Below are 26533 nucleotides of genomic sequence, written 5' to 3' on the forward strand. Positions count from 1 at the left end.
CGCTCGTTCCTGATGACTCTGTTAAGGAGTCCCAGTACAGCGAACGGGCCAACCGCCAGGGCGGTAGATAGCTACAGCCGATGTTTTGCGGGAACTTGGCTATCCTCATCCATGGGTTTGATCCCTACCGCGAGGCCTTTATGGACGATTCCAACAACAAGCCGCCGACTTTCTGGCAGATGCTTCACAGCGTGATGGCAGCCGCCTTCGGGGTGCAGAGCGGGAAGAATCGCGCCCGCGACTTTACCCATGGCAAGCCCAGCCACTTTGTCATCCTGGGTATTGTGTTTACCGCTGTGTTTGCCTTGACCCTGTTTGGCATCGTCAAGCTGGTGCTGCACCTGGCCGGTGTTTGAATCCGGTCAAGGCATCAGCAGTTGCAGGCTGAACGGGTAGCGATAGGTGGCGGGCTTGCCCTGGGCTGACAGCGCGCGAAAATCGACGCCGTAGTCCTCGCGCCCCTGCATCTCTAAAAGGCGCGTGGCTTGTGGCGGATCAATCAATCGAAAGAGCCCGAGCTTACGCTCGCGCCCACCGTACTGCGCCATGCCCAGCCCCCGGGCATCGTCATGCAGCACCACCATCGCCCAACCGCCAAGGGTGAAATGCCCGGCCACCAGCACACTCAGGCGTCCCTCAAGGCGTGCCTGCAACGCTTCTGGCGAACTGTTGACCGCGCTGAACAACACGTCCGTGCCCGGCGTGCGGCCACTGCCTGTGAGTGCATCCATTGCCCCCAGCGCCATTTCATCGTTGGCCGACCACACCAGTGCGGTCTGCGGGTAGCGTTTGAATAACTGCGTGGCCTGGTCGAAAGCGCGCTGGCGGCTCCACTCGCCATACACCAACTGGCGCAGGCGCACCTCTGGATGATCCGCCAGGGCGCGCTGCAAACCTTGCTCGCGCAGTTGGGCGGCGGGAGTGGTCTTGGCTCCGGAGAACGCGATCAGGTCGAGGGTTTGGTCGGGGGCGACAGGCCCATGCAGGCGCAACAACTGGGTGAGCATCAAGTAGCCCGCCTGCTCGTCGTCGGCGACCATGCTGCCGATCCAGTTGGGGTATTTGCCCGCGTCCAGCAGTTGAGTCTGGTCCGCGGTCAGCGCGTTGTTGACAATCAGCAGCTTGACCCCGCTGCCTTGGGACAGGCGCAAGATCTGTGGGGCGATGTACTGCTCGTTGACCAGCACCAGGTAGTCCGGACGCTCGCTGCCTTGCAGGGCTTCACGGGCCTGCACCAGCGTGGCCTCAGGGTTGCGCTCGGAATAGCGCACACGCAAATCCAGGCCGAGGTCCCTGGCGGCGGCCTGCATGAATTGCGCGTAGCTGACCCAGAAGGTCTCGGTCGAATTGCCAGGGTTGAGAAACACCACCGACGTCGCCTGGGCGATGGCCCAGAACGGCATGCTCAGCACCAGCAAACACTTGCAGAGAACCTTCAACATTGTTGCCTGAGCCCTTCGGAATGACGACCCATGATAATGGCATGGGGCCGGTCAATCTCGGTTAATTGCCGATTGTCGGACAACTCAGCTCGGGTAACACCCTTTATTGATGGCTGACCCAGAACACGGCAGTGGAAACCACCAGAATAATCAAGAACAGAATGGCCCAGGCATCGACACTGCTGTCACTTTTGCGGGCTTTGGTCGGATTGCTCATAGCATCGCCTCTTGTCGGTTTTATAGGTGATTGCACAAAGACACGAGCACAGTAAAGATCATGATTGCCCGCATGACAAATGTGGGTATCACGATAACCGTTCTCATTAGGCGATTTGGTTATTTGCATATACTCAAACATCACTTTTGCGCATAAACGCAAACTGGTATCGTGCGCCGGCTCCGTTGGGAGTGCGCGGCCGTGCGCGCAGATTTGCCGAGAACAGGACCTATATGTACGTATACGACGAATACGATCAGCGCATCATCGAGGACCGCGTCAAGCAGTTCCGTGATCAGACCCGACGCTATCTGGCAGGTGAACTGAGCGAAGAAGAGTTCCGCCCTCTGCGCCTGCAAAATGGCCTTTATGTTCAGCGCTTTGCGCCGATGCTGCGGGTTGCCGTGCCTTATGGCCAACTGACTTCCCGTCAGACGCGCATGATGGCCAAGATTGCCCGCGACTTCGACAAGGGCTATGCCCACATCAGTACCCGCCAGAACGTGCAGTTCAACTGGCCGGCCCTGGAAGACGTGCCGGACATCCTGGCTGAATTGGCCACCGTGCAGATGCACGCCATTCAGACCAGTGGTAACTGCCTGCGCAACGTGACCACCGACCAATTCGCCGGCGTTGCCGCTGACGAGCTGATCGACCCACGCCCATGGTGTGAGATCGTCCGTCAATGGACCACCTTCCACCCGGAATTCGCCTACCTGCCGCGCAAGTTCAAGATCGCCATCAATGGCTCGACCTCGGACCGCGCCGCCATCGAAGTGCACGATATCGGCCTGGAGCCGGTGCATAACGCCGCTGGCGAGTTGGGCTTCCGTGTGCTCGTCGGCGGTGGCCTCGGCCGTACGCCAGTGGTCGGCGCGTTCATCAACGAATTCCTGCCGTGGCAGGACCTGTTGAGCTACCTCGACGCGATCCTGCGGGTCTACAACCGCTACGGCCGTCGTGACAACAAGTACAAGGCCCGGATCAAGATCCTGGTAAAAGCGCTGACCCCTGAGGTGTTTGCCCAGAAGGTCGACGCCGAGATGGAACACCTGCGCGGCGGCCAGACCACCCTGACCGAAGCCGAAGTACACCGCGTTGCCAAACACTTCGTCGACCCGGACTACAAGACCCTGAGCAATCAGGACGCCGCGTTGGCCGAGCTCGACCAGCAGCACCCGGGTTTCGCCCGCTGGCGCACCCGCAACACCCTGGCCCACAAAAAGCCGGGCTATGTGGCCGTGACCCTGTCGCTGAAACCTACCGGTGTTGCACCGGGCGATATCACCGACAAGCAACTGGACGGTGTCGCCGACCTCGCCGAGCGCTACAGCTTCGGCCAACTGCGCACCTCCCACGAGCAGAACATCATCCTCGCCGACGTTGAACAGTCTCAACTGTTCACCCTGTGGGGCGAGCTGCGCGAGCAGGGTTTTGCCACGCCGAACATCGGCCTGCTGACCGACATCATCTGCTGCCCGGGCGGCGATTTCTGCTCCCTGGCCAACGCCAAGTCGATCCCGATTGCCGAATCGATCCAGCGCCGTTTCGACGACCTGGATTACCTGTTCGACATCGGCGAACTGGACCTGAACATCTCCGGTTGCATGAACGCCTGTGGTCACCACCACGTCGGCCACATCGGCATCCTGGGCGTGGACAAGAAAGGCGAAGAATTCTACCAAGTGTCCCTGGGTGGCAGCGCCAGCCGCGATGCGAGCCTGGGCAAGATCCTCGGCCCGTCCTTCGCCCAGGAAGCCATGCCTGACGTGATCGGCAAGCTGATCGACGTATACGTTGAACAGCGCACCGAAGATGAGCGTTTCATCGACACCTACCAGCGCATCGGCATTGACCTGTTCAAGGAGCGCGTCTATGCAGCGAATCATTAAGAACAACGAAGTCGTCGACGAAACCTGGCACCTGCTGCCCAAGGACGCGAGCTTCGATGGCATCTCCAACTGCGACGACCTGATCGTGCCGCTGGCCCTGTGGCGCGAGCACGCTCACGCCCTCAAGGCCCGCGATGGCGGCCTGGGTGTGTGGCTGGACGCCGATGAAGAAGCCGAAGAGATCGGTGAGGACGTGGAGCACTTCCAGGTCATTGCCCTGAACTTCCCGGCCTTCACCGACGGTCGCAACTACTCCAACGCCCGCCTGCTGCGTGACCGTTATGGTTACAAAGGCGAGCTGCGGGCGATTGGCGATGTGCTGCGCGACCAGTTGTTCTACCTGCGCCGCTGCGGGTTCGATGCCTTCGCCTTGCGCGCAGACAAAGACCCGTATGAAGCGCTGGAAAGCCTCAAGGATTTCTCGGTGACGTACCAGGCCGCGACGGATGAACCGTTGCCATTGTTCCGCCGCCGTTAAGCCTCGCGCCAATAAAATAAAAAGCCCAGACCCGTCGGGGCTTTTTGCATTCAGGCGGCGGGCTGCAATGCGAGTTGCACCGCACCATCAACACTCAACCCACTGATCAGCACCTGTGGTGCACACGCCTCTGGCAATGTCTGCAACACCTCCTGCGCCTCATGGCGTACGCGGGCCAGCACCAGGCACTTGCCCTCCCCTTGCACTTGTACGAAAAACGCCTGCAATGCCTCGATACTGGTGCCGTCCAGGTCCGGTGATTCTTCCAGGCTGAGCACCACCGTGTGCACCGGTAGCGTAGCGTGCCGCATCAGGCTCAACACCGCCCCCAGCACCCGCTCGGCATTCGCGAAGAACAGCGCCTCACTGGGCCGAACGATCAGCACACCGGAAATCCGTTCGGCGCTCGGGTGATGCAGCAAGTCGACAAAATCATGCCCACCGTCAATGCGCCCCAACTCGCGGACATCCGCCGACGACATCTGGCGCAACATCAACACCACGCTGATCCCGACCGCCACCAGCAGGCCATCCAGCACGCCGAGCACCAACACCGCCGCTACCGCGCAAATCACTAGCAACCGGTCGCGCCGCCAGGAGAAATAGCGGCCCAGGGGCTGCAGGCTCAAGCCACGGCCCAAGGCATAAATGACGATGGCGGCAAGCACCGGCTCCGGCGTCAATGCCACCAGGGGCAGCACTGTCAGTACGATCGCCAACACCACCAATGCCGCCACGGCGCCCGCCAGCCGGGAGTTGGCTCCCGCCGCCTCGTTGGCCGACGTCGCGGAATAACCGGCGCCAGTGGGCATGCCCTGGAACAGCCCGGACAACAGGTTGGCCGCCCCCAGCGCCAGCAAGTCACGGTTGGATGACACGCGATCACCGTGCTTGAGGGCGAACGCGCTGATGGAGCCGTAGGACTCGGCGTAAAGAATCATCACCATGGCAAACGCCAATTCCCCCAGGCGCAGCCAGTCGGCGAACGGCAACACCGGAAGGTGCGCGAACTCCAGGCGCAGGTCGATCACACCGATCAACGCCACGCCATGGGCCTGTAAATCCAGCCACTGGCCGGCGGCAATCCCGAGGATCACCACCAGTAGTCCGCCCGGCAGACGCTTGATTCGCGCGCATAGCCAGAGCAGGAGCAACGCGACACCCGCTACGGCAGCGGCGGCCCAGTTCCAGCGCGGCAGCTGCTCCAGGAGTTGGGGCAGAAAGCGAATCAGGTTGTTATCGGTCAGGTGCACCCCCACCACGCTGGCCAACTGTTTGAGGATGATGGTCAGCGCCAGGCCAAAGGCAAAGCCACGCAACACGGGCTTGGCGATAAACGAGGTCAACCCGCCCAGTTTGAGCAACCCGGCCAACAGGAAAAACGCCCCGGTCACCAATACCAGGCCCATTGCCAGGCTCAGCCTGAGTGCCGGGTCGCCCCCGGCCAACGTCGCCGTAGCGGCCGCCAGCACCGCCGCCGAGGATGATGTGGCGGAGACAATCGCGAAGCGGCTGGTGCCGAACAGGCCGTAGCACAGCAACCCGGCGAACAAGGCGATCACCCCTGCCTGGGGCGGCAATGCCGCGATGCTGGAATAGGCCACGGCCTCGGGCAGCAGCAAGCCGGCGATAGACAGGCCGGCCAACAAATCCTGGACGCGGTTCTGTCGGGTTTCAGTGGTCAATCGGGCCTACCCATCCTGGCAAGTAACGGGCTTCCTGGCTGCGGGCCAGGGTCATGGCCTTGCCCATCAACTTGGGGCTCAGGTCGCCGATCAGGTCGCTGCCAATGCGGCTGCGGAAAAAGTCGGCCCAGAGAAACTCGCTGAAAGGCGCGGCGTCCTTGGCGTAGCCGCCAGCGGTACGCAGCAGGCCCGCAAGGCTGCGGTAGGGATCGTCCTGCAGTTCCGTAATCCGTCGGGGAATCGCGTCGTAGGAGCGACGAATACCCCGCGCATCATAAGGATGTACCCATTGGTTGAAGGTCATGACGTTCCAGAACGTAGTGCGCTCGACAAACGACAGGTCCTTGAGCACCAGCAACGACACGCTCTTGACCTCTTCCTGCAACAACGCCAGGCCGAAGTGATGATGGTCGGTGATGTAGTAACGCTCGTCCGGCCCAATCACACAGGGAAACCAGTGCTGGTCGAGTGCAGCCGCGCGCTCCTTGCGTTTGAGCTTTTTCCAGGCGTCGCGCTTGGTCGCGACCTCGGCGAGGCCCACCGTCAATTGGGTGGGGTGCAGCTTTTCCAGCTTGCCGGTGATCAACTGCGGGCGGGCGCGAGCCATGACAACCTCCAGGTAAGAATTCGACGTGCCCTGTCAGACACCCGCGACAAGCTTAGCCGTGATTGCCTGCCTGGCGTTGATACTTATCAGCCTCTGAGGGTTTGCAGGCACAAAAAGGCCGACTCGCCTGATGGGCGAGTCGGCCTTGCTCACAACGACCTGCGTATCAGGACATCAGCGAGTAAATCAACGCGGTGATCGCCACCAGGCCGACCGCCGTCACAAACACGTTGGACGCCTGGCCACGGTACTTGGCCATCGCCGGCACCTTGCGGATCGCGTACATCGGCATCAGGAACAGGATCGACGCAATGATCGGCCCGCCCAGGGTCTCGATCATGCCGAGGATGCTCGGGTTAAGGGTAGCGACGATCCAGCACACCACCAGCATGAAGGCGGCCGTCATGCGGTCCAGGGTCTTGGCAGCCGGGCGGCGACCGCTTTTGAGCACCAGGCCCTTGAGGCCTTCGCTGGCGCCGATGTAGTGGCCCAGGAACGACTTGGCAATCGCCACAAACGCAATCAGCGGCGCGGCGAATTCGATGGTCGGGTTGCTGAAGTGGTTCGCCAGGTACGACAGGATCGACAGGTTCTGCGCCTTGGCTTCGGCCAGTTGGGCCGGCGACAGGGTCAGGACGCAGCTGAACACGAAGAACAGCACCATCACCACCATCAGGATGTGCGCCCGCGACAGGATCTGCGAGCTGCGTTCCTCGGCGTGTTCACCGTACTGGCGCTTCTGGTCCACCGCAAAGGCCGAGATGATCGGCGAGTGGTTGAACGAGAACACCATCACCGGAATCGCCAGCCACAGGGTGTGCAGCAGCGCCGATGGGGCCGGCACGGTACTCGCGGTGCTGAGGATGCCGCCGTTCCAGTGCGGCACCAGGTACACGGCGAGGAACAGCAAGGCAACGATAAACGGATACACCATCAGGCTCATGGCCTTGACGATCACCTGCTCGCCGCAACGCACCACGGCCAGCAGGCCGAGGATCAGCACCAGCGACAGGATCGCCCGCGGCGGCGGCGCGATGTGCAGTTGATGCTCCATGAAGCTGCCGACGGTGTTGGTCAGCGCCACGCTGTAGATCAGCAGGATCGGGAAGATCGCGAAGAAGTACAGCAAGGTGATCGCGGCACCGGCCTTGAGGCCGAAGTGTTCCTCGACCACGTCGGTGATGTCCGAGCCTTCACGGCCCGAGAGTACAAAGCGGGTCAGGCCACGGTGCGCGAAAAACGTCATCGGGAACGCCAGCAGCGCGAGGATCACCAACGGCCAGAAACCGCCAAGGCCCGCGTTGATCGGCAGGAACAAGGTGCCGGCGCCGATGGCCGTACCGAACAGGCCGAGCATCCAGGTGGTGTCCTGGCGGCTCCAGCTTGTGAGGGTTGCAGGTGTCGTTGCGTAGCGTTCGTCGACGCTATTGGCCTGATCATTCATCCGTTCGGATCTCCGCATTCACTCAGTCGGGACGAGTCAGAAAAACCTGACAGGCAGCGCCACGACCGAAACAGGGGCGCGATTGTCCGGGATTCGCTTGAAGAAGCAAAGACTTAGCTGAGGAATGGTTGTGCGGAGCAGATGATTGGAGAGGTTTGATGAGCAGTGTTTTTTAGATTTCGTTAAAAATCTATTTTATAAATTCCGGCTGTCATGTATTTTCAATGCCACGCCCCTCACTGGAATCACCGCCATGCCCATCGTGCGCATCGACCTTCGGAAAAACCCCGACGTCACCTACGCCAAGCGCGTCGGCGTGCTGATCTACAACGCCATGCACACGGCCATTGGCGTGCCTGAACACGACAATTTCCAGATCCTCACCGAGCACGATGAACACCACTTCATCTATGATCCCGAGTACCTGGGCATCCAGCGCAGCGACAACCTGGTGATCATCCAGATCACCCTGAACGAAGGCCGCAGCACCGAGCAGAAAAAGCTGTTGTACAAGACCATCGCCGAGAGCTTGAACCGTGAACTGGCGGTGCGTCTGGAAGACGTGTTTATCAGCCTGGTGGAAGTCAAGAAGGAAAACTGGTCGTTCGGCAACGGGATTGCGCAGTACGCCAGTTAAACGTTTTATGATGCCGTCCCCCCCTGCCACCACCTGATTCAGAGAGCCCTCGATGCCACGCGTGTCCCGCAAACAAGCCGAACTCAATCGCGAAATCATCGTCGAGGCCGCCACGCGGCTGTTTCGCGAGCGGGGCATCCATGGCATCAGCGTGTCGGACGTGATGGCGGCTGCCGGGCTGACCCATGGCGGTTTCTACGGGCACTTCGAGTCCCGCGAGGCGCTGGCCACCGAAGCCTGCAACCGGGCGTTCGAACAGTCGAGCCTGCGCTGGCAGGCCAGGGTCGAGCAAAGTCCGGATCCCGAGACCGCCCGCCTGGCATTGATTGATCCCTACCTCACGGCAGTCAATCGTGATAACCCCGGAGACAGTTGCCCGGTGGCGGCCTTCGCCGGGGAAATGTGCCACGAAGCTGCCGACAGCGCGTTGCAGCGCACTTTCATCCGCGGTCTCGAAGAGTCGATGGGGATCCTGGGCGCCACCCAGGCCACCGGGACCCCCGAAGGTGACCGGCAGGCTGCCATGGCCCAGTACGCAATGATGGTCGGTGCCATGACCCTGGCCCGTGCGACTAAAGGCAGCGGCCTGTCTGATGAATTCCTGGAAGCTGCCAGAAATCTGCTGATCCCGGAAAAAAACCTCGGCTGACGCGTTGACAGCCAAACGCCACCGCCAGCATGATCGGCCCATGAACATTTTTCAGCTGGCCCTCACCCGCACCACCACCACGACCGCTTCCGGCGGGTCGTGTGGTAGCTGTGAGTGGCGCACAATCTAAGCCACCCGGTTTTACCCAAGGCCCCGCCAGTAATGGACGGGGCCTTTTTATTGCTCCGCCCATGGCAACCACAAGGAGCAGTAACATGCCTGACATCAAGCGCCCCGCCCTGCTGGTCATCGATATGCAGACCGGTCTCTACGACGGCCCGGAAAAACCCTACGAGCGCCAGCGCGTACTCGACAGCATCAACCAGTTGATTCAGCGCGCCAGGCACGCTGGCGTGCCGGTTTTCGCTGCACGTCACACCGGCCCTGCGGGCTCGCCCATCGAGGTGGGCAGCCCGCTCTGGCAGCTATGGCCGGCGCTGGAGGTTGATGGGGCTCGCGACACGGTTTTCAACAAAACCCGGCCCAGCTGTTTTCTCGGCACCGAGCTGGCGCAGCAACTGGCGGCGGCGCAGGTGAATGAGCTGGTGATCGTCGGGATGAAAACCCAGTACTGCATCGACACAACCTGCCGGGTGGCCGTCGAACTGGGGTTCTCGGTACTGCTGCCGGAGGATGCCCATACTTGCATGGACACTCCGGCGTTATCGGCCGCATCGATTATCGAGCACCACAACGCGACCTTGGCCGGGGCATTTGTGCGGCGCGTGAAGGCGGAAGATATCGGCTTTTAACCTCCCACTTGGAACGCCCGCCGGAGTATCAATCCCCGGCGGGCGTCGGATTTTTCTTCGCCTGACGCGGGATTCATTCGGAAAAAATGTCGCATACTGAAGCCATCAAACCCTTCAGGAAGAGCCCTCGCATGCCCGTTACCGTTCTGGTCCTGGTTGAAACCATCAACGACTACCTGCCGATCATCGAAGGCAATGGCTTTCATGTGATTCTCGCGCCGACCCCGGCCGAACGCGCCAAGGCCATCAAGACCCATGGCGGGCAGATCCAGGCGGTGCTGACCCGTGGCCCGCTGGGCCTGTACGCCGAGGAAATCGCCGCGCTGCCGCAACTGGAGATCATCTGCGTGATCGGCGCCGGGTATGAACACGTGGACCTGCAAGCCGCCAGCAACCGTGGAATCGTGGTCACCAATGGCGCCGGGGTGAATGCACCGTCGGTGGCGGACCATGCCATGGCCCTGCTGCTGTCCCTGGTGCGGGACATTCCCCGAGCAGACGCGGCAATACGGCGCAGCGAATGGCCCAAGATCATGCGCCCGTCCCTGGCCGGTAAACAGCTGGGCATTCTTGGCCTGGGGGCCGTCGGCCTGGAGATCGCCAAGCGCGCGGCCCTGGGTTTCGGCATGGAGGTGAGTTACCACAATCGCCAGCCCCGCGATGATGTGGACTACACCTACTGCGCCACCGCCGTGGAACTGGCGCGGGCCTCGGACTTCCTGATCCTCGCAACGCCAGGCGGCGCCAGCACGCGGCATTTGATCGACCGCCAGGCCCTCGACGCGCTGGGGCCCAACGGTTTCCTGGTGAACATCGGCCGTGGCAGCGTGGTGGTCACCACCGACCTGATTGCCGCCCTGGAACAACGGCGCATCGGCGGCGCGGCACTGGATGTGTTCGACGATGAACCCAACGTGCCCGATGCGCTCAAGCGCCTCAGCAACACCGTACTCACGCCCCACGTCGCCGGCCTGTCGCCGGAAGCCGCCCACGACACCGTGCAGCGCGTGGCGGACAACCTGCTGGAATACTTCGCCGGCCGCCCTGTACTGACACCCGTGACATTGCCACCCAAAAAATAGTAGCCAATAGCCAGCAACCATCCAAATCCTGACTACACTGCTTGCGGGGATGCTCAGGACGTCGGCACTGGACCGGCAAAGGAACGCAGGATGGTTTGCCACGGACTCGGCCCGGCCCGGCAACGCGGCGCAATAGGACTGATGGGCGCGATGACTCTCGGCATCGCCCTGCTGTTTATGTTGTTGGTAGTCGATAGCGGCCGGCTGTACCTGGAGAAGCGCAAGCTGCAACGGGTTGCCGACACCGCGGCACTGGAAGTGGTGACCCGCGGCGGCGCCTGCGTCTCCCCGAACACCAACGCCGTGCAATTCGCGATTCAAAGCGCGACCCGCAATGACTTCCCGATCGACGACAACCGCACCCTGGCCACCGCCTGTGGCACCCTGGTCACCGGGGCTGACTTCATACGCACCTTCAGCCCCAACCCCTCCAAGGCCGATGCGATCCAGGTCATCGCCACCCATCGCGTTGTCACCAGTATCGCCAACGGCCTGTTCATGCTGTTCTCCCCTGGCCCTTTCGAACCGACCATCCGGTTGCAGGCCGTGGCCGTGGCCGCCGTCCCCGCACCACCGGTGGCAACGCTGACCATTCGCAGCACGCTCTTGACCGTGGACAGCACCAAGTCCGCAGCGCTCAACGCGCTGATCGGCGGCCTGCTGGGGGGCAAATTGCAACTCAACGCGGTGGGCTGGGAGGGGTTGATCAACACCAACATCAGCCTGCTCAGTTATCTCGACGCCCTGGCCATCCGGCTGAATGTCAGCGCCGGCAATTACGACGAACTGCTCAAGACCGACGCCAGCGTCGGCGACTTGATCCAGGCCGCGATTGACGTACTCAAGCTGGGGAGCGATGCGGTCAAGGTGGTGATCAACAACCTGGAGGCGATCAAGCTGATTGCACCCGGCACCAAGATCCTGCACCTGGGGGACCTGTTGACCATCCAGAACGGCACCGACAAGAGCGCCCTCGACGTTAAGCTGCAACTGTTCAACCTGATCCAGGGGTTTGTGCAACTGTCGAACAAGTACAACGCCGTGGCGGTGGAGCTGCCGGTGGATGTACTGGGGTTACTGAACATCACGGTCAAGACCAAGGTCATTGAACCGGCGCAGATATCCGCCATCGGCAACCCGAAGCTGATCGCCACCCAGCCGATCTACGTCAGGACCGCACAAGTCAGGACCCTGATCTCCGTGAACTTGCCCGTGGTCGGCGTGCTGAACGATGTGGTGGGCGGGGTGACAGGCCTGCTGGGGTTATTGCTCGGCAGCTCCCTGGACGCGAAAATCGGCACCCAACTCGACGTGGCCCTGGAAGCGGCCAGTGGCAGTAGCGAGGTGACCGGCTTTCGCTGCAACGGGCCGACGGACAAATCGTTGTCGGTGGTGGGTACCACTTCGGCCGTGCGGTTGATGGTCGGCCAGATCGATCCGAAAAACCTGTTTTCCTCCACCGCCCCGCTGAGCGTCGACGAGTTTCCATTGCTCGACCTGGGCATACAAACCTGCAGCAAGGGCGCTTGTGACCCTCGGCAACCCTACGCCGTCGGCGGCATCAGCCTGCGAGTCGACAGCAGCGTGGCCAAGACCACCAGGAACCACACCTATATGTCGCCGCCCGAGGTGAAGCAGCCCCCTGACTACTTCAGCTTCAGTTCCAGTAACGTGGTAGGCAGCTTGAGCAACACCCTCAGTGGCATCCAGTTGATCAACCATCCACCCACACAAGGCGGGCTCTTGGGGTTGGTGCTGAATCTGGTGGTCGGCCTGGTGACGGGTGTTCTCAATCTCCTCACCAGCATTATCTCCGGCGTGCTCAGCCCGCTCCTCGACCCATTGGTCAACAACCTGCTGACCGGCCTGGGCGTGGACCTGGCAAAAGTTGAAATCGGTGCCAACCTGTCCTGCAACCCCAGCGGGCGCGCAATTCTGGTGATCTGAGCACATCAAGCCCGCTGATCATCGGCCAACACGCTAACCTATTAAGCCGCCCCAACCTTGTGGCTGGGCGGCCGCGCACATTAGATTAGCCAATAGTCCAAGGCCTTAAGAATAAGCAGAAGGGATAAGCATGGCGCTTAATGACCAATCGACCCAGATTCGCCCCGGCGAAGAACTTGATGCCAGCCTCATCGATCCCTACCTCAAGGCCCATATCCCGGGCTTGAGCGGCAACGTCAAAATCAGCCAGTTCCCGGGTGGTGCCTCGAACCTGACGTACCTGCTGGAATACCCCGGCCAGGAATTCGTGCTGCGTCGCCCGCCCTTTGGCCACAAGGCCAAGTCCGCCCACGACATGGGCCGCGAATACCGGATTCTCAACCAGCTCAAGGACGGTTTCCCGTATTGCCCCAAGGCCTACGTGCATTGCACCGACGAGTCGGTGATCGGCGCCGAGTTCTACGTGATGGAGCGGGTCAACGGGATCATCCTGCGCTCGGACCTGCCGCCGGAACTGGGCCTGGACGCGACGAAAACCGAAGCCTTGTGCAAAAGCTTTATTGACAAGTTTGTCGAGCTGCACCAGGTCGACTACAGCGCCTGCGGCCTGGCCGACCTGGGCAAGCCTGAAGGTTATGTGGCGCGGCAGATTCGCGGCTGGAGCGACCGTTACGAAAAGGCCCTGACCCCTGACGCGCCGAGCTGGGAAGCCGTGCGTGCCTGGCTCAACGACAAGATGCCTGCCGACCACCCCACCTCGAGCATCGTCCACAACGACTACCGCTTCGACAACGTGATCCTCGACCCGCATAACCCGATGCAGATCATCGGCGTGCTGGACTGGGAGCTGACCACCCTCGGCGACCCGCTGATGGACCTGGGCAACACCCTCGCCTACTGGATCGAAGCAGCCGACCCGGCGCCGGTGCAACTGATGCGCCGCCAGCCGAGCAACGCCCCCGGCATGCTTACCCGCCGCCAGTTCGTCGACTACTACGCCGAACGCTCCGGAATCCAGATCGACAATTTCGACTTCTACTACACCTATGGCCTGTTCCGCCTGGCCGGCATCGTGCAGCAGATCTACTACCGCTTCTTCCATGGCCAGACCCAGGACAAACGCTTTGCGCAGTTCATTCACATGAACAAGCTGCTGGAGCAGATGAGCCTGAACGTCATCAAACAGTCTTCCCTCTGACCCTCTTCAAGGAAAAACCATGTCCAAGACTCAACTGTTCGACCTCGACGGCAAGATCGCTTTCGTTTCCGGCGCCAGCCGCGGTATCGGTGAAGCTATCGCCAAGTTGCTGGCCCAGCAAGGCGCCCACGTGATCGTGTCGAGCCGCAAGATCGACAGCTGCCAGCACGTGGCCGACGCGATCATCGCCGACGGCGGCAAGGCCACCGCCATTGCTTGCCATATCGGCGAAATGGAACAGATCACGAACGTGTTTGCCGCGATCCGCGAACAGTTCGGTCGCCTGGATATCCTGGTCAACAACGCCGCCACCAACCCGCAGTTCTGCAACGTGCTGGACACCGACCTGGGCGCGTTCCAGAAGACCGTCGACGTGAACATTCGCGGCTACTTCTTCATGTCCGTGGAAGCCGGCAAGCTGATGCGCGAAAACGGCGGCGGCAGCATCATCAACGTGGCCTCGATCAACGGGATTTCGCCGGGCGTGTTCCAGGGCATCTACTCGGTGACCAAGGCCGCCGTGATCAACATGACCAAAGTCTTCGCCAAGGAATGCGCGCCGTTCGGCATTCGCTGCAACGCACTGCTGCCGGGCCTGACCGACACCAAATTCGCCTCGGCGCTGGTGAAGAACGACTCGATCCTGAAAATGGCCCTGGCGCAGATCCCCCTCAAGCGCGTGGCCGACCCGAGCGAGATGGCCGGCGCGGTGCTGTACCTGGCCAGCGATGCGTCGAGCTACACCACCGGTGTGTCGTTGAACGTGGACGGTGGTTTCCTGTCCTGATTCGGCTGGCGGGTGACTTGCGGTAATCTTGCGGGTGATTGCTTGCCTCTGGATGAAACATGGAACTGCACGTCGTTATCAAGGGCCGCAAGGACCTGGCCGAACAGCTTTACCAGCAACTGCGCACGGCCATTGAGTCGGGACAACTGGTGGCCGGGTCGCAATTGCCTCCCAGCCGCCTGCTGGCCCTGCAACTGGGCGTGTCGCGCAAGACAGTCTCAGACACCTACGCGGCGCTGACCTACGAAGGGTTGTTGGTCGGCAAGATCGGCCGTGGCACGTTCGTCAACGCCTGGGCCACGCGCCGCGAACACTTGCAAAGTGCCGCCGACCTCGCCTGCGCCGCCAACCTCGCCAAGTGGCAGGCCCTTCCCGCGCCCATGGGCCACCCCAACCGTGAAACCCGCCCGAGCCGGGACTTTATCGGCGGCGCGACAGCCCGCAGCCAGTTCCCCCAGGATGAATGGCGGCGCTGCACCCTCGACGCCTTGCGCCGTATCTCGCAGGACAGCGGCTTCTACAGCCGGCCGGAAGGCTTGCCGGCCCTGCGCAGTGCAATCGCCGGGCATATCGCATTTTCCCGTGGGGTCAGGTGCAGTGAAGACGACATCGTAGTCACCAACGGCGCCCAGCAGGCACTCGACCTGATCGCCCGCGTGGTGCTGGAACCGGGCACCGTCGTCGCCATGGAAGACCCCGGCTACCCCCCGGTGCGACTGATGTTCGACGCCATGGGGGCGACCGTGGTGGGCGTGCCGGTGGACGAGCACGGCCTGCGGGTCGACTTGATTCCCGACGGCACGCGGCTGATCTACGTGACCCCGTCCCATCAATTCCCCCTGGGCATGCCCATGAGCGTGCCGCGCCGTGAGGCGTTGCTGGCACGTGCGCTGGCGCTGGGCGCCATCGTGATCGAGGATGACTACGACAGCGAATTCCGCTATGAGGGCCGCCCCACCGACTCTTTGCAAAGCATGGACACCCGCGGCGTGGTCGCCTACGTCGGGACCTTCTCGAAAACCCTGCTGCCGGAGTTGCGCCTGGGCTACACGGTGTTGCCGCCGGCGATTTTCGGCGCGGTGCTCAAGGCCAAGCAACTGACCGACCAGCACAGCTCCACCCTGCCGCAATGGGCCCTGGCCAAGTTCATCAGCGAAGGCTACCTGCTCAAGCACATTCGGCGCTGCCATGGGGTGTATACCGGACGCCGGGAACGGATTCTGCAGCGCCTGGCGGGGGACCTCTCGCCGTGGTTCAACGTGGTCCCCACCGTGGCCGGGTTCCATCTGGCCGCACTGTGCAAGGTGCCGGTGAATATTCCACAGCTCATCCAACGGGCGAGGGAGGCCGACGTGGGACTCTATCCGCTGAGCGTGTTTTTCCACGACACACCGGTACGCGAGGGGCTGAAGATCGGGTTTGGCGCGATCGAAACCCTGGACATTGACCCGGCGCTGGACGTGGTGCGGGATATCCTGCGACAGATTGGCTGAGGGAATTTCCGCCGGATTGGCTATTGGTCAAATCCGGATCGGGGCCTAGGGTGAACGGGTCTCGACTCACTCGGAGCCTCACCATGAAAGTACTGCTCGGCACCACCCTGCTGCTGGCCTCGTTAAGCGCTTTTGCCCACGACCCGGTGTACAACCAGGAAAAGATCAACGTGTTGCAGGAACACGCCCTGGCCAACGTCCCCGGCAAGAAAACCGTGATGCTCACCGTGGATTATGCGCCGGGCCAGGCCACCGTGCCCCACAGCCACACCGGCACTGCCGTGGCCTACGTACTGGAAGGTGCAATCACCTCGCGGGTCAACGATGAGAAGGCGATCACCTACAAGGTCGGCCAATCGTTCTACGAACCCGCTGGCTCGCGGCACTTTGAATCGAGCAATGCCAGCCAGACCCAACCGGCCAAATTGCTGGTGGTGATGGTGATGGACGACAAGGCCGACGTACTCACGCCGCTGCCACACTAACCCGCGCCACCGCCCTCTCCTGTGGGAGCTGGTTTGCCTGCTCCCACAGTTTTAACCGCGCACAGTCAGTGGCTCAGGGTCGTTTGAAGTGGTGGCGCAGGTGTTCGATTCGAGGCCGGCAGGCACAGCCTTCAAGGTGGTCGTTGACCATGCCCATCGCCTGCATGAACGCATACATGGTGGTCGGCCCCACGTAGCTCCAGCCGCGTTTTTTCAGGGCCTTGGACAAGCGTGTTGAAGCGGCCGAGGTCGGGTTGGCCGTCCAGTACGCCAGGTCGACCTGCGCCGGGCGCTCGTCGGCGGACGGTTCAAACGACCACAGCCACGCCGCCAGCGATCCGGTTTCATCCACCAGCTCACAGGCCCGCCGGGCGTTGTTGATGGTGGAGACGATCTTGGCGCGATTACGCACGATGCCCGGGTCGGCCATCAGCCGCTCGATATCCTGCTCGGTGTACTGCGCCACCCGGCGAAAATCAAAGCCCTCGAACGCCCGCCGAAACGCCTCGCGCTTGCGCAGGATGGTGATCCACGCCATGCCCGCCTGAAAACCCTCCAGGCAAATCTTCTCGTACAGCGCAATGTCATCAGCCACCGGCACGCCCCATTCGTGGTCGTGGTAATCGGGGTATTCCGCTGCTGCCGTGCGCCATGTGCAGCGCGTCAGGCCGTTCTCATCCGTCGTCAGTCCCGGGATATCCATAGCTCACCTGTTTGCCCAAGCTGCGGATGATAAGCGAAAAAAATTTCCCGCCGCCAACCGCTCAAGCACAGACCTTACATACCCACTGGTCAGACCGGGACCGGCGATCCACGTAATATTTACTTGCGACTTGAAAAATCCCGAGCGTAGACTGGCCCCGCACTGGACATACCGGTCAGACCACAACAATTAAGCCCTGGACCCACCAGGGCACCGAATAGAGATCCTTCCCATGCTCAGATGGTGCTCGCGTTCGATTTTCCTGCAAGTCGTGATTGGCCTGGTGATCGGCATAATCTGCGGCCTCACCCTCCCCGAATTCTCCTCGCAACTCAAACCCCTGGGTGACGGCTTTATCAAGCTGATCAAAATGCTGATTGGCCTGATCGTATTCTGCGTGGTGGTCAGCGGTATTTCCGGCGCCGGCGACTTGAAGAAAGTCGGACGCATCGGCCTCAAGTCGGTGATCTACTTCGAAGCACTGACCACCGTGGCCCTGGTGATCGGCCTGATCATGGCCTTCAGCACCGGGATCGGCACGGGCGCCAATATCCACCTGGAACAACTGTCGTCTGCCGGCTTGAATGAACTGGCCGACAAAGGCCAGCACATCAAGGGCACCAGCCAGTTCCTGATGGACCTGATCCCCAACTCGGTGATCGGCGCCTTCGCGGACAACAACGTGTTGCAAGTGCTGTTGTTCTCCGTGTTGTTCGGCAGCGCACTGAACCTGGTGGGCGAAGCTGCTTCCGGGATCTCACGGTTGATCAACGAGTTGAGCCACGTGATCTTCCGCATCATGGGCATGATCGTGCGCCTCGCACCCATCGGCGTGTTCGGCGCCATCGCCTTCACCACCAGCACTTATGGCCTGGACTCCTTGCAACACCTGGGCAGCCTGGTGGGCCTGTTCTACCTCACCTGCTTCCTGTTCGTCGCGGTGATTCTCGGCCTGGTGATGCGCCTTTCGGGCCTGCGGATGATGCCGCTGCTCAAGTACCTGCGGGAAGAACTGTTGATCGTGATGGGCACTGCCTCCTCCGACGCAGTGTTGCCCCAGATCATGCGTAAACTGGAGCACCTCGGGATTGGCAGCTCCACCGTGGGCCTGGTGATTCCGACGGGGTACTCGTTCAACCTCGACGGTTTCTCGATCTACCTGACCCTGGCCATCGTGTTTATCGCCAACGCCACCGGCACACCGCTGTCGATGACCGACCTGCTGACCATCCTGCTGGTGTCGCTGATCACCTCCAAGGGCGCCCACGGGATTCCGGGCTCGGCACTGGTGATTCTGGCGGCGACACTGACCGCAATCCCGGCCATTCCCGTGGTGGGCCTGGTGCTGGTGTTGGCGGTGGACTGGTTCATGGGCATTGGCCGGGCGCTGACCAACCTGATCGGCAACTGCGTCGCCACCGTGGCCATCGCCCGCTGGGAAAAAGACATCGATATCCAGCGCGCCAACAAGGTGCTGGACGGGCAACAAGGGTATGCCTTCCAGGCCAAGAAGCCGGTCTTGCCGGCGCACCAGGAGTTCTAAGACAACACAAATCCAATGTGGGAGCTGGCTTGCCTGCGATGGCGGTGTATCAGTAAATGATGGGGTGGCTGACACATCGCCATCGCAGGCAAGCCAGCTCCCACAATAGACCTTCGCTGGATTCACTACCGTATTTGCAACTTCAAGGAGACGTAGACGTGATCAGCACCTCAACCGTCGTCAATTCAGTGGTAGAAAAACTGCGCGCCGCCCTGGCGAGGGGTCAGTGGCGGCGCGGCGAGATGCTGCCCGGCCAGCGTGAACTGGCCGAGCAAATGGGCATCAGCCGCCCAAGCCTGCGCGAAGCAGTGATCGTGCTCGAAACCCTCGGCCTGGTGCGCTCCATGCCCGGCAAGGGCGTGGTGGTGCTGGAAACCACCCTCAGCGAATCCCAGGCCCAGGACAGCGGCGTGGCCGATGCCAGCCTCGAAGACATCCTGCAACTGCGATACACCCTCGAGCCGTTTATCGTAGGTTTAGTGGCGCAATCCATCAGCAGCAAGGAAGTCGGGCAACTACGCCTGACCCTGATGGACATGCGCGAAGCCCTCGACGCCGGCGACAGCGAAGCCGGGATGAACGCTTACATCGCGTTCCACGAAGAACTGTTCGCCCTGACCTCCAACCCGATCTTCCAGAACGTGGTGCAACAGACCAGCAACGCCCTCAAGCAAAGCGCCCAGGTGCTGCGCAACTCCCCCGAACACCTGGCGGAACGCTTGCAGGAAAACGACGCCGTGGTGCGCGCGATCCGCAACAAAAACAGCGCCCTGGCCAGCGCCGAAATGCGCCGGCACATCCTGCAGGAAGGCTTGCGCATGGGCATTCGCTTGAACATCCCGGATGACCATCTGGGTAGCTGACTTCCAGGAGACCGCGCATGACCGCTCACGCCCTGCACCCCCTTTCCCCTTTACGCCGTTGCGCCTGGTGGGCAAGCCGAAACTCTCGGTGGACGACATCTACCCGGCGTTGTTCGACGCCATTCTCGAGCAACGCATCGCCCCCGCCAGCCGTTTTACCGAGGAGAGCCTCGGGCAAAGTTTTGGCGTCAGCCGCAGCGTGATTCGCCGAGTGCTGGCGCGGCTTTCGCACCAGCAAGTGATCATCCTGCGGCCCAACCATCGGGCCCAGGTGGCGGCACCGGATGCACAACGGACCCAGCAGATTCTCGAGGCGCGACGCCTGACGGAAATCACCGTGGTGCAGTTGGCGTGTGCCCAGGCGAAACCGGCGCAGATTCGCCAACTGCGGGAGTTGATCGCACGGGAGCGCGACTGCATCGAGCGTGACGAACGTGGCCCGGCGATTCGCCTTTCCGGGGAATTTCACCTGCAACTGGCGGCGATTGCGGGTAACGCCCCGCTGGCACAATTTCTCAACAGCCTGGTGCCGCTCACCTCATTGGCGATTGCGCAGTTTGAGGCCAAGGCTTGCACGTATTGCGCATGGCAGGAACACATGGCGATTGTGGATGCGGTGGAGCAAGGCGATGCCGGCAAAGCCGTAGCCTTAATGACTCAACATCTGGACCATCTGGAAGCCAAGCTCCTTATCACGTAGCAGCTGTCGAGCCTGTAAATGGCGCACACAAAAAAGCCCGGTATCTTTCGATACCGGGCTTTTTGTTTTAACGCTCAGTCAGACCCATTACAGCACCGACTGGCCGCTCATCGCCAGGTCCAGCAACTCACGGTTGGCTACCGCGTACATGGCGTAGTCCGTACCGACCGCAGCACGAATCTCCACCATCATCGCGCGCCAGCGCTCCACCATGCTCGCGTTCTGCTCAAGCCATAGCGCCACGCGGGCTTCCATGTCTTCTGGCGCATCGGCCATTTGCAGAACCTTGATGGTGATCGCCCGTTGCTGCCAGTCCACGTCGTCGCGGAAGGCTTCGCGGGCCTGGGCCTGCCAGTTGTTGCCCACCGGCAGATCGCTGATCTGCTGCAGGTACCACGGCAAGTCCAGGGCGCTGCCCACGGCAAAGTACGCCTTGGCCACGTCCGCCGCGCTCTGACCGGTCACGTCAGCGGCTTCGATGATCGGCAGCAAGGTGTACAGGTGGGTAGTGCCTGCCACCATGCGCGCCAACAGCTCCGGCACACCGGCTTCGACATAGGCCTGGTAACGGTTCTGCCAGCCTTCGCGGGTCGGACCTTCCAGCAGTTCGTCGAGCTTGAGGCCCAACGCCGCCAGGTGCGGACCGAAGTGCGCGACGTCACGGGCAGCATCCTGCTCGTTGCGACGGCTGCGCAGGAACCAGCGTGTGGCACGGCGGCCCAAGCGCATCAGTTCGTCCATCAACGCCAGTTGCACTTCAGCCGAAACCTGGTGGTCCAGGGCTTCGATCTGACGGAACCAGTGCGGGAGGTGGAAGATGTCACGCACGATCACGTAAGCACCGGCCACGTTCGCCGGGCTCATGCCGGTGGACTCTTTCAACCGCTGAACAAAGGTGATGCCCATGTGGTTGACCAGGTCGTTGGCGATCTGGGTGCTGACGATCTCGCGCTTCAGACGATGGCGACGCATGGCTTCGGAGAACTTCGCCACCAGGCTCGGCGGGAACGCGGTCTCCATGTCGCGGGTCAGGTAGTCGTCATCCGGTACCAGAGACTTGAGCAACGCTTCCTTGAGGTCGATCTTGCTGTAGGAGATCAGTACCGACAGCTCCGGACGGGTCAGGCCCTTGCCGGTGGCGGCACGCTCGGTCAGTTGATCTTCCGAAGGCAGGTACTCGATGGCGCGGTCCAGCTTGCCACGGCTTTCCAGGTCGCTCATCAGGCGCTTGTACTCGGCCGCTCGCTCGAAGGCTTTGCGGGCAGCGAGGGAAAGGGCCTGGGTTTGCTTGTAGTTGTTGCCCAACACCAGGCTGCCGACTTCGTCGGTCATGCTCGCCAGCAACTGGTTGCGCTGCTTGTCGGTCATGTCGCCGGCCTGCACCACTTCGTTGAGCAGGATCTTGATGTTCACTTCGTGGTCGGAGCAATCCACACCACCGGCGTTGTCGATGAAGTCGGTGTTGGAACCGCCGCCATTGAGGCCGAATTCCACACGACCCAATTGGGTCATGCCGAGGTTACCGCCCTCGCCCACCACCTTGCAGCGCAACTCGTTGCCGTTGACGCGCAGGGCGTCGTTGGCCTTGTCGCCCACATCGGCGTGGCTTTCGGTGCTGGCCTTGACGTAAGTACCGATACCGCCGTTCCACAACAGGTCCACCGGCGCCTTGAGCAAGGCGTTCAGCAGTTCGGTCGGGGTCAGCTTGTCAGCCTGGATGTCGAAGCGTTCTTTCATCTGCGGCGAGATGGCAATGCTCTTCGCGCTGCGCGAGAAGATACCGCCACCTTCCGACATGATGCTGGTGTCGTAGTCGGTCCAGGCCGAACGCGGCAGGTCGAACAGGCGCTGACGTTCAGCGAAACTGTTGGCCGGGGTCGGGTTTGGATCGATGAAAATGTGCAGGTGGTTGAAGGCCGCAACCAGTTGCAGCTTGTCGGACATTAACAGGCCGTTGCCGAACACGTCGCCGGCCATGTCGCCCACGCCCACCACGGTGATGCTGTCTTGCTGGACGTTGATGCCGCGCTCACGGAAGTGACGCTGCACACCCACCCACGCGCCCTTGGCGGTGATGCCCATTTTCTTGTGGTCGTAACCGGCAGAACCGCCGGAAGCGAACGCGTCACCCAGCCAGAAGCCATAGTCGATGGCGATGCCGTTGGCGATGTCGGAGAAGGTCGCTGTGCCCTTGTCCGCTGCTACTACCAGGTACGGGTCATCGTTGTCGTGGCGCACCACGTTCAACGGAGGCACCAGGACGCCGTCTTTCAGGTTGTCGGTGATGTCCAGCAGGCCGGAAATGAAGATGCGGTAGCAGGCGATGCCCTCGGCCGCGATCTCGTCCCGGCTGCCGCCCAATGGCAGACGACGCGGCAGGAAGCCGCCCTTGGCGCCCACCGGCACGATCACCGAGTTTTTCACTTGCTGGGCTTTTACCAGGCCCAATACTTCAGTGCGGAAGTCTTCTTCACGGTCGGACCAGCGCAGGCCACCGCGAGCGACGTTACCAAAGCGCAGGTGCACGCCTTCAACCCGTGGCGAGTAAACGAAGATTTCAAACTTCGGCACCGGCTTCGGCAATTCTGGAATGGCGTGCGGGTTGAACTTGAAGCTGAAGTACGACTTGTTCTGACCGTTGGCATCCGCCTGGTAGAAGTTGGTCCGCAAGGTAGCCTTGATCAGGTCCAGGTAGCGACGCAGGATGCGGTCTTCGTTGAGCACCTGAACGTCGTCCAGGGCCGTGAGAATCGCTTGCTCCAGACGTTGCTGCTTGTCTTCCAGGTCTTCGGCCGTCAGCTTGCGCGCCAGGTAGAAGCGGGTCTTGAACAACCGGGTCAACTCGCGGGCGATGTCGGTGTGGTTGTTCAGGGTGCTGGCGATGTAACCCAGGTCGAAGCCCAGGCGAATCTGCTTCAGGTAACGGGCGTAGGCTCGCAGCAGCGCCACATCGCGCCAAGGCAGGCCGGCGGTCAGCACCAGGCGGTTGAACGCATCGTTCTCGGCATCGCCATTGACGATGTGCACGAACGCGTCCTGCAGGGTGTCGTTGAGCTGCTGGATATCGAGGTTCAGGCCTTCGGCGGCGGTGAACGCGAAATCGTGAATCCAGAACTCGCGGCCATTGGCATGACGCAGGCGGTACGGGAACTCACCCAGTACACGCAGGCCGAGGTTTTCCAGGATCGGCAGTACGTCGGACAGTGCCAGCGGGGTGTCGGCGTGATACAGCTTGCAGTGCAACTCGCGCTGACCGGAAACCTGGCCCAATGGCTGGTAGAAGCTCATTACCAACGGGTTGGCTTCGGTGAGGCTGAGCAAGTGCTGCATGTCGACCACGGCCGAATGCGCCGCAAAACGCTCGCGATAGCCGGCCGGGAAGCCTTTCGGGAAGTCCGCCAGCACGTTGGTGCCGTGGGCTTCGCCGAAGCTTTCCACCACCAGGCTGGAGTAGTCGTCCTGCCAGCTGCGGCAGGCCTGCACCACTTCTTTTTCCAGTTGCAGCGGGTCGATGTCCAGGCGGTTCTTCGGGTCTACCCGCAGGATCAACTGCACGCGAGCCAGTACGGACTCGGAGAAGAAGGTCCAGAACTCGCAGTCCGAAGCTTTCAGGCGGTCCATCAGGACTTGCTGGATCTTCTGGCGCACTTCGGTGGAATAGATGTCCCGCGGCACGTAGGCCAGGCAGTAGCAGAAGCGACCGTACGGGTCTTTGCGCAGGAACACGCGGATCTTGTTGCGTTCCTGGATCTGCACGATCGACATCACGGTGCTGAACAGCTCGTCCACCGGGGTCTGGAACAGATCATCACGGGGCAGTACCTCGACCACTTGGGCCAGTTCCTTGCCCAAGTGCGCCTTGGCCTGGAAGCCCGAACGACGTTCGATTTCCGCAACCTTGCGACGGATGTAAGGAATCACTCGCACGCTTTCGCCGTACACCGAGGAGGTGTAGAGGCCCATGAAGCGGCATTCCTTGACGACCTTGCCGTCGGCATCGATCTGGCGGATCGACACGTAGTCCGGGTAGGCCGGACGGTGTACGCGGCTTGGGTGAGCAGCCTTGGCGAACGACAGCACAGCCGGCTCACGCAAGTAGTTCACTGCGTAGTCTTCGATGCGCAGGTCATCGGCCGTCAGGCCCGGGCGCAGCAGCTTGGTCAGACCGAGGAACGAGTGGGTGTCATATTCGATATGACCGCCATCCGCCTCGTCACGTACCACAAACTCTTCATAGCCGAGGAAAGTGAAGTGGTTGCCTACTAACCACTCCAGGAAGCTTTTGATCTCGGCTTTCTCTTCGCCGTCGATCACATAAGAGCTGGCGTCGATACCGGCCAGCAGCTCCTGGACCTTGGCTTTCATCGGTTCGAAATCGGCGACTGCAACGCGCACTTCGCCCAGTACCTGCTCAAGCTCCTTGCTCAGGACACTCAGCTCGGCGGCGTTGGCGCAACGGTCGATTTCCAGGTACATCAGCGATTCTTGCTGAACGTCTTCGCCCTGGGTGCCTTTCGGCAGGATTTCCAGCAACTCGCCCTTCTTGCCACGACGCACGCTGAGCACGGTGGTTTGCAGGGTATGGATGCTGTAGCCACGGCGGTTCAGCTCGGTACGTACCGAGTCCACCAGGAATGGCAGGTCGTGGTGCAGCACTTCGACCGCGGTGTGGGTCGATTGCCAGCCATGACGTTCGTAATCGGGGTTGTAGACCCGCACTTGCGGTTGGTTGTGATCAAAGCGCTCAAGCAGGCGCCAGGCAGACAGGGTGCAACCGGCCAGGTCGGACAAGCGACGCTGGGTCAGTTCATCCAGGGAAATAATGCCGAAAAATTGTTCAGCGAACAGCGCCACTTGTGGCAGTGCCTGTTCACTGATGTGCTGCGCCAGTGCCGCTTGCAGTTGGTGCTGGAAGTCGGCTTTGCTGGCTGCGGTGAAGAACGCCATCTGTGGTACTCCGCTTGGGCTTGTTATTGATGGAAGCGTCGCGTGTTATCCCCTTGCGGGGAGACCGTCAGCTCTGTTCGCGGTCTACAGTAACGAATTCAGAGTGACAGGTGGGTGAAGCTGGACAAGACAATGAGGTCACATTCAACTTCCATAAGATGCGCACCTTGCCAGGTGACGGTACGACGGGCAGGTCAGACTCCCGGCAGGGCACATCCGTTGCGCAGCTTAACGAGTGTAGGAAGCAGGCTGCTTGCGACGCTGCGACATATTCGGTCATCGGCACGCTGCTGGCGGGTTGCGACTTGGGCAACCGGGTGTTTTTCAGAGAAATCCCGGGGCGCCGAGTATCGGAAATGACTGATGTAGCCCGCCAGGTCATGCCAAAAGGTCTGACACACGATGCAGCACAAAATTCGCAGGATTTTCGCAGCATGCCGCGCGCCTCCTGAGAAAGTGAATCATCAGGGTAAATTCTCGGTGGTCCCCCCTTCTCAATAGAGAGGCTGAACTCCCAATCACATCAAAAGCTAAATGAGTGATTTGTCGAACCGCTCTTAGTTTGCCTACCTTTCACAAAACCATAAACATCACAAACCATTGAAACAGCTGCGTACAACCGCAGCTAAGCCAAAAAATCAAACATAGACAACTATCATCCCACGCCCCGACGAGATAATTCCTACACAAACACAGGACGCTCGCGCCTTCACACCAATTGAATCGAGGTAGGGCCACTGCTATTAATTGATCACTTGCGAAATTACGCGCAAGTGGGGAACTCACTATCGAGTGCCTCTAATTCAAAATAGAAACGAGGTGATTGAAATGGGTAATAAACGCTCCGAAATAACCATCCCGACTGGCTTTCCGCAAAACGCAGGCGCATCCGAAATCTTACTAGCGACCGAGGCCCACTTCTTCGCCACACTCACAAACTGACATTCCATACAAATGAAGCACCCGCTAAAAAATGCCGAAA

Annotated in this window: 20 protein-coding genes and 1 pseudogene; 15 read left to right on the forward strand and 6 right to left on the reverse strand. The window is 61.1% G+C overall.

The genetic code is table 11. From position 1 onward, the window contains the following. The first annotated feature begins 140 nt into the window (after nt 1-140). On the forward strand, nt 141-356 hold the full coding sequence (locus JFU58_RS08690) for a DUF2970 domain-containing protein (protein ID WP_008432997.1): 216 nt from the start codon (nt 141-143) through the stop codon (nt 354-356). A 6-nt stretch (nt 357-362) separates the two neighbouring features. Here the strand turns inward: JFU58_RS08690 and JFU58_RS08695 are convergent, their stop codons facing one another. Further along, nucleotides 363-1442 (reverse strand): ABC transporter substrate-binding protein, encoded by a 1080-nt coding sequence (locus JFU58_RS08695; RefSeq protein WP_093209220.1) that lies wholly within the window; start codon nt 1440-1442, stop codon nt 363-365. A 450-nt stretch (nt 1443-1892) separates the two neighbouring features. On the opposite strand from JFU58_RS08695, the gene JFU58_RS08700 reads away from it, so the two are divergent. Beyond that, entirely contained in the window at nt 1893-3551 is a 1659-nt protein-coding gene (locus JFU58_RS08700; RefSeq protein WP_093209215.1) for a nitrite/sulfite reductase, read from the forward strand. Further along, nucleotides 3535-4029, forward strand: a complete 495-nt coding sequence (locus JFU58_RS08705) for a DUF934 domain-containing protein (protein WP_063029443.1) — start codon at nt 3535-3537, stop codon at nt 4027-4029. Before JFU58_RS08700 ends, JFU58_RS08705 begins: the two co-directional genes overlap by 17 nt. Before the next feature lie 50 nt (nt 4030-4079). On the opposite strand, the gene JFU58_RS08710 is transcribed toward JFU58_RS08705, so the two are convergent. From JFU58_RS08710 to JFU58_RS08720, 3 genes are all read right to left on the reverse strand, one after another. After that, nucleotides 4080-5714: a SulP family inorganic anion transporter gene (locus tag JFU58_RS08710; protein WP_063029442.1), complete on the reverse strand. Its 1635-nt coding sequence runs from the start codon at nt 5712-5714 to the stop codon at nt 4080-4082. Further along, nucleotides 5704-6321 carry a ParB-like protein gene (locus JFU58_RS08715; protein WP_201140283.1) on the reverse strand — a complete coding sequence of 206 codons (618 nt, stop codon included), beginning with the start codon at nt 6319-6321 and terminating at the stop codon, nt 5704-5706. Before JFU58_RS08715 ends, JFU58_RS08710 begins: the two co-directional genes overlap by 11 nt. Before the next feature lie 166 nt (nt 6322-6487). Then, nucleotides 6488-7765, reverse strand: a complete 1278-nt coding sequence (locus JFU58_RS08720) for a serine/threonine transporter (RefSeq protein WP_008433015.1) — start codon at nt 7763-7765, stop codon at nt 6488-6490. Nucleotides 7766-8018: 253 nt separating this feature from the next. Here JFU58_RS08720 and JFU58_RS08725 point away from each other — a divergent pair, with 253 nt between their 5' ends. The 9 genes from JFU58_RS08725 to JFU58_RS08765 all read left to right on the forward strand — a co-directional run bounded on the left by JFU58_RS08725 (nt 8019) and on the right by JFU58_RS08765 (nt 16795). Beyond that, entirely contained in the window at nt 8019-8402 is a 384-nt protein-coding gene (locus JFU58_RS08725) for a tautomerase family protein (RefSeq protein ID WP_063029436.1), read from the forward strand. A 52-nt stretch (nt 8403-8454) separates the two neighbouring features. Then, the gene (locus JFU58_RS08730; RefSeq protein ID WP_093209205.1) at nt 8455-9051 is read left to right on the forward strand and encodes a TetR/AcrR family transcriptional regulator; all 597 of its coding nucleotides are present in this window, start codon (nt 8455-8457) and stop codon (nt 9049-9051) included. A gap of 215 nt (nt 9052-9266) precedes the next feature. Further along, nucleotides 9267-9803, forward strand: coding sequence for a cysteine hydrolase family protein (locus JFU58_RS08735; protein WP_177026414.1), 537 nt, complete (start codon nt 9267-9269; stop codon nt 9801-9803). 131 nt (nt 9804-9934) lie between these two features. Beyond that, the gene (locus tag JFU58_RS08740; RefSeq protein ID WP_093209196.1) at nt 9935-10885 is read left to right on the forward strand and encodes a 2-hydroxyacid dehydrogenase; all 951 of its coding nucleotides are present in this window, start codon (nt 9935-9937) and stop codon (nt 10883-10885) included. Between the two features lie 90 nt (nt 10886-10975). Next, on the forward strand, nt 10976-12832 hold the full coding sequence (locus tag JFU58_RS08745) for a pilus assembly protein TadG-related protein (RefSeq protein WP_063029428.1): 1857 nt from the start codon (nt 10976-10978) through the stop codon (nt 12830-12832). A gap of 130 nt (nt 12833-12962) precedes the next feature. Beyond that, nucleotides 12963-14030, forward strand: a complete 1068-nt coding sequence (locus JFU58_RS08750; RefSeq protein ID WP_177026411.1) for a phosphotransferase family protein — start codon at nt 12963-12965, stop codon at nt 14028-14030. 19 nt (nt 14031-14049) lie between these two features. After that, the gene (locus JFU58_RS08755; RefSeq protein WP_201140284.1) at nt 14050-14817 is read left to right on the forward strand and encodes an SDR family oxidoreductase; all 768 of its coding nucleotides are present in this window, start codon (nt 14050-14052) and stop codon (nt 14815-14817) included. A 59-nt stretch (nt 14818-14876) separates the two neighbouring features. Then, nucleotides 14877-16310 (forward strand): MocR-like pyridoxine biosynthesis transcription factor PdxR, encoded by a 1434-nt coding sequence (gene pdxR, locus JFU58_RS08760; protein WP_201140285.1) that lies wholly within the window; start codon nt 14877-14879, stop codon nt 16308-16310. A gap of 83 nt (nt 16311-16393) precedes the next feature. Continuing rightward, entirely contained in the window at nt 16394-16795 is a 402-nt protein-coding gene (locus JFU58_RS08765; RefSeq protein ID WP_003210770.1) for a cupin domain-containing protein, read from the forward strand. A gap of 73 nt (nt 16796-16868) precedes the next feature. Here the strand turns inward: JFU58_RS08765 and JFU58_RS08770 are convergent, their stop codons facing one another. Then, nucleotides 16869-17498, reverse strand: coding sequence for a DNA-3-methyladenine glycosylase I (locus JFU58_RS08770; RefSeq protein ID WP_177070984.1), 630 nt, complete (start codon nt 17496-17498; stop codon nt 16869-16871). 232 nt (nt 17499-17730) lie between these two features. Between JFU58_RS08770 and JFU58_RS08775 the strand changes: the two genes are divergently transcribed. From JFU58_RS08775 to JFU58_RS08785, 3 genes and pseudogenes are all read left to right on the forward strand, one after another. Continuing rightward, nucleotides 17731-19041 (forward strand): C4-dicarboxylate transporter DctA, encoded by a 1311-nt coding sequence (locus JFU58_RS08775; RefSeq protein WP_093209172.1) that lies wholly within the window; start codon nt 17731-17733, stop codon nt 19039-19041. Nucleotides 19042-19199: 158 nt separating this feature from the next. Beyond that, nucleotides 19200-19904, forward strand: coding sequence for a FadR/GntR family transcriptional regulator (locus JFU58_RS08780; RefSeq protein ID WP_063029417.1), 705 nt, complete (start codon nt 19200-19202; stop codon nt 19902-19904). 17 nt (nt 19905-19921) lie between these two features. After that, nucleotides 19922-20604 (forward strand): annotated as a pseudogene (locus tag JFU58_RS08785) (GntR family transcriptional regulator). Nucleotides 20605-20691: 87 nt separating this feature from the next. Here the strand turns inward: JFU58_RS08785 and JFU58_RS08790 are convergent. Next, nucleotides 20692-25551 carry an NAD-glutamate dehydrogenase gene (locus JFU58_RS08790; RefSeq protein ID WP_063029413.1) on the reverse strand — a complete coding sequence of 1620 codons (4860 nt, stop codon included), beginning with the start codon at nt 25549-25551 and terminating at the stop codon, nt 20692-20694. Nucleotides 25552-26533: the final 982 nt, after the last annotated feature.

Origin of the sequence: Pseudomonas sp. TH34 (assembly GCF_016650865.1) — a bacterium.
GTDB lineage: Bacteria > Pseudomonadota > Gammaproteobacteria > Pseudomonadales > Pseudomonadaceae > Aquipseudomonas > Aquipseudomonas yamanorum.

Bases quoted from the DNA above. Each gene is read 5' to 3' on its own strand.
- JFU58_RS08705 (WP_063029443.1), top strand. From the start codon at position 3,535: ATGCAGCGAATCATTAAGAACAACGAAGTCGTCGACGAAACCTGGCAC.
- JFU58_RS08750 (WP_177026411.1), top strand. From the start codon at position 12,963: ATGGCGCTTAATGACCAATCGACCCAGATTCGCCCCGGCGAAGAACTT.
- JFU58_RS08690 (WP_008432997.1), top strand. From the start codon at position 141: ATGGACGATTCCAACAACAAGCCGCCGACTTTCTGGCAGATGCTTCAC.
- JFU58_RS08740 (WP_093209196.1), top strand. From the start codon at position 9,935: ATGCCCGTTACCGTTCTGGTCCTGGTTGAAACCATCAACGACTACCTG.
- JFU58_RS08735 (WP_177026414.1), top strand. From the start codon at position 9,267: ATGCCTGACATCAAGCGCCCCGCCCTGCTGGTCATCGATATGCAGACC.
- JFU58_RS08700 (WP_093209215.1), top strand. From the start codon at position 1,893: ATGTACGTATACGACGAATACGATCAGCGCATCATCGAGGACCGCGTC.
- JFU58_RS08730 (WP_093209205.1), top strand. From the start codon at position 8,455: ATGCCACGCGTGTCCCGCAAACAAGCCGAACTCAATCGCGAAATCATC.
- JFU58_RS08715 (WP_201140283.1), bottom strand. From the start codon at position 6,321: ATGGCTCGCGCCCGCCCGCAGTTGATCACCGGCAAGCTGGAAAAGCTG.
- JFU58_RS08770 (WP_177070984.1), bottom strand. From the start codon at position 17,498: ATGGATATCCCGGGACTGACGACGGATGAGAACGGCCTGACGCGCTGC.
- pdxR (WP_201140285.1), top strand. From the start codon at position 14,877: ATGGAACTGCACGTCGTTATCAAGGGCCGCAAGGACCTGGCCGAACAG.
- JFU58_RS08790 (WP_063029413.1), bottom strand. From the start codon at position 25,551: ATGGCGTTCTTCACCGCAGCCAGCAAAGCCGACTTCCAGCACCAACTG.
- JFU58_RS08745 (WP_063029428.1), top strand. From the start codon at position 10,976: ATGGTTTGCCACGGACTCGGCCCGGCCCGGCAACGCGGCGCAATAGGA.
- JFU58_RS08725 (WP_063029436.1), top strand. From the start codon at position 8,019: ATGCCCATCGTGCGCATCGACCTTCGGAAAAACCCCGACGTCACCTAC.
- JFU58_RS08720 (WP_008433015.1), bottom strand. From the start codon at position 7,765: ATGAATGATCAGGCCAATAGCGTCGACGAACGCTACGCAACGACACCT.
- JFU58_RS08695 (WP_093209220.1), bottom strand. From the start codon at position 1,442: ATGTTGAAGGTTCTCTGCAAGTGTTTGCTGGTGCTGAGCATGCCGTTC.
- JFU58_RS08775 (WP_093209172.1), top strand. From the start codon at position 17,731: ATGCTCAGATGGTGCTCGCGTTCGATTTTCCTGCAAGTCGTGATTGGC.
- JFU58_RS08765 (WP_003210770.1), top strand. From the start codon at position 16,394: ATGAAAGTACTGCTCGGCACCACCCTGCTGCTGGCCTCGTTAAGCGCT.
- JFU58_RS08755 (WP_201140284.1), top strand. From the start codon at position 14,050: ATGTCCAAGACTCAACTGTTCGACCTCGACGGCAAGATCGCTTTCGTT.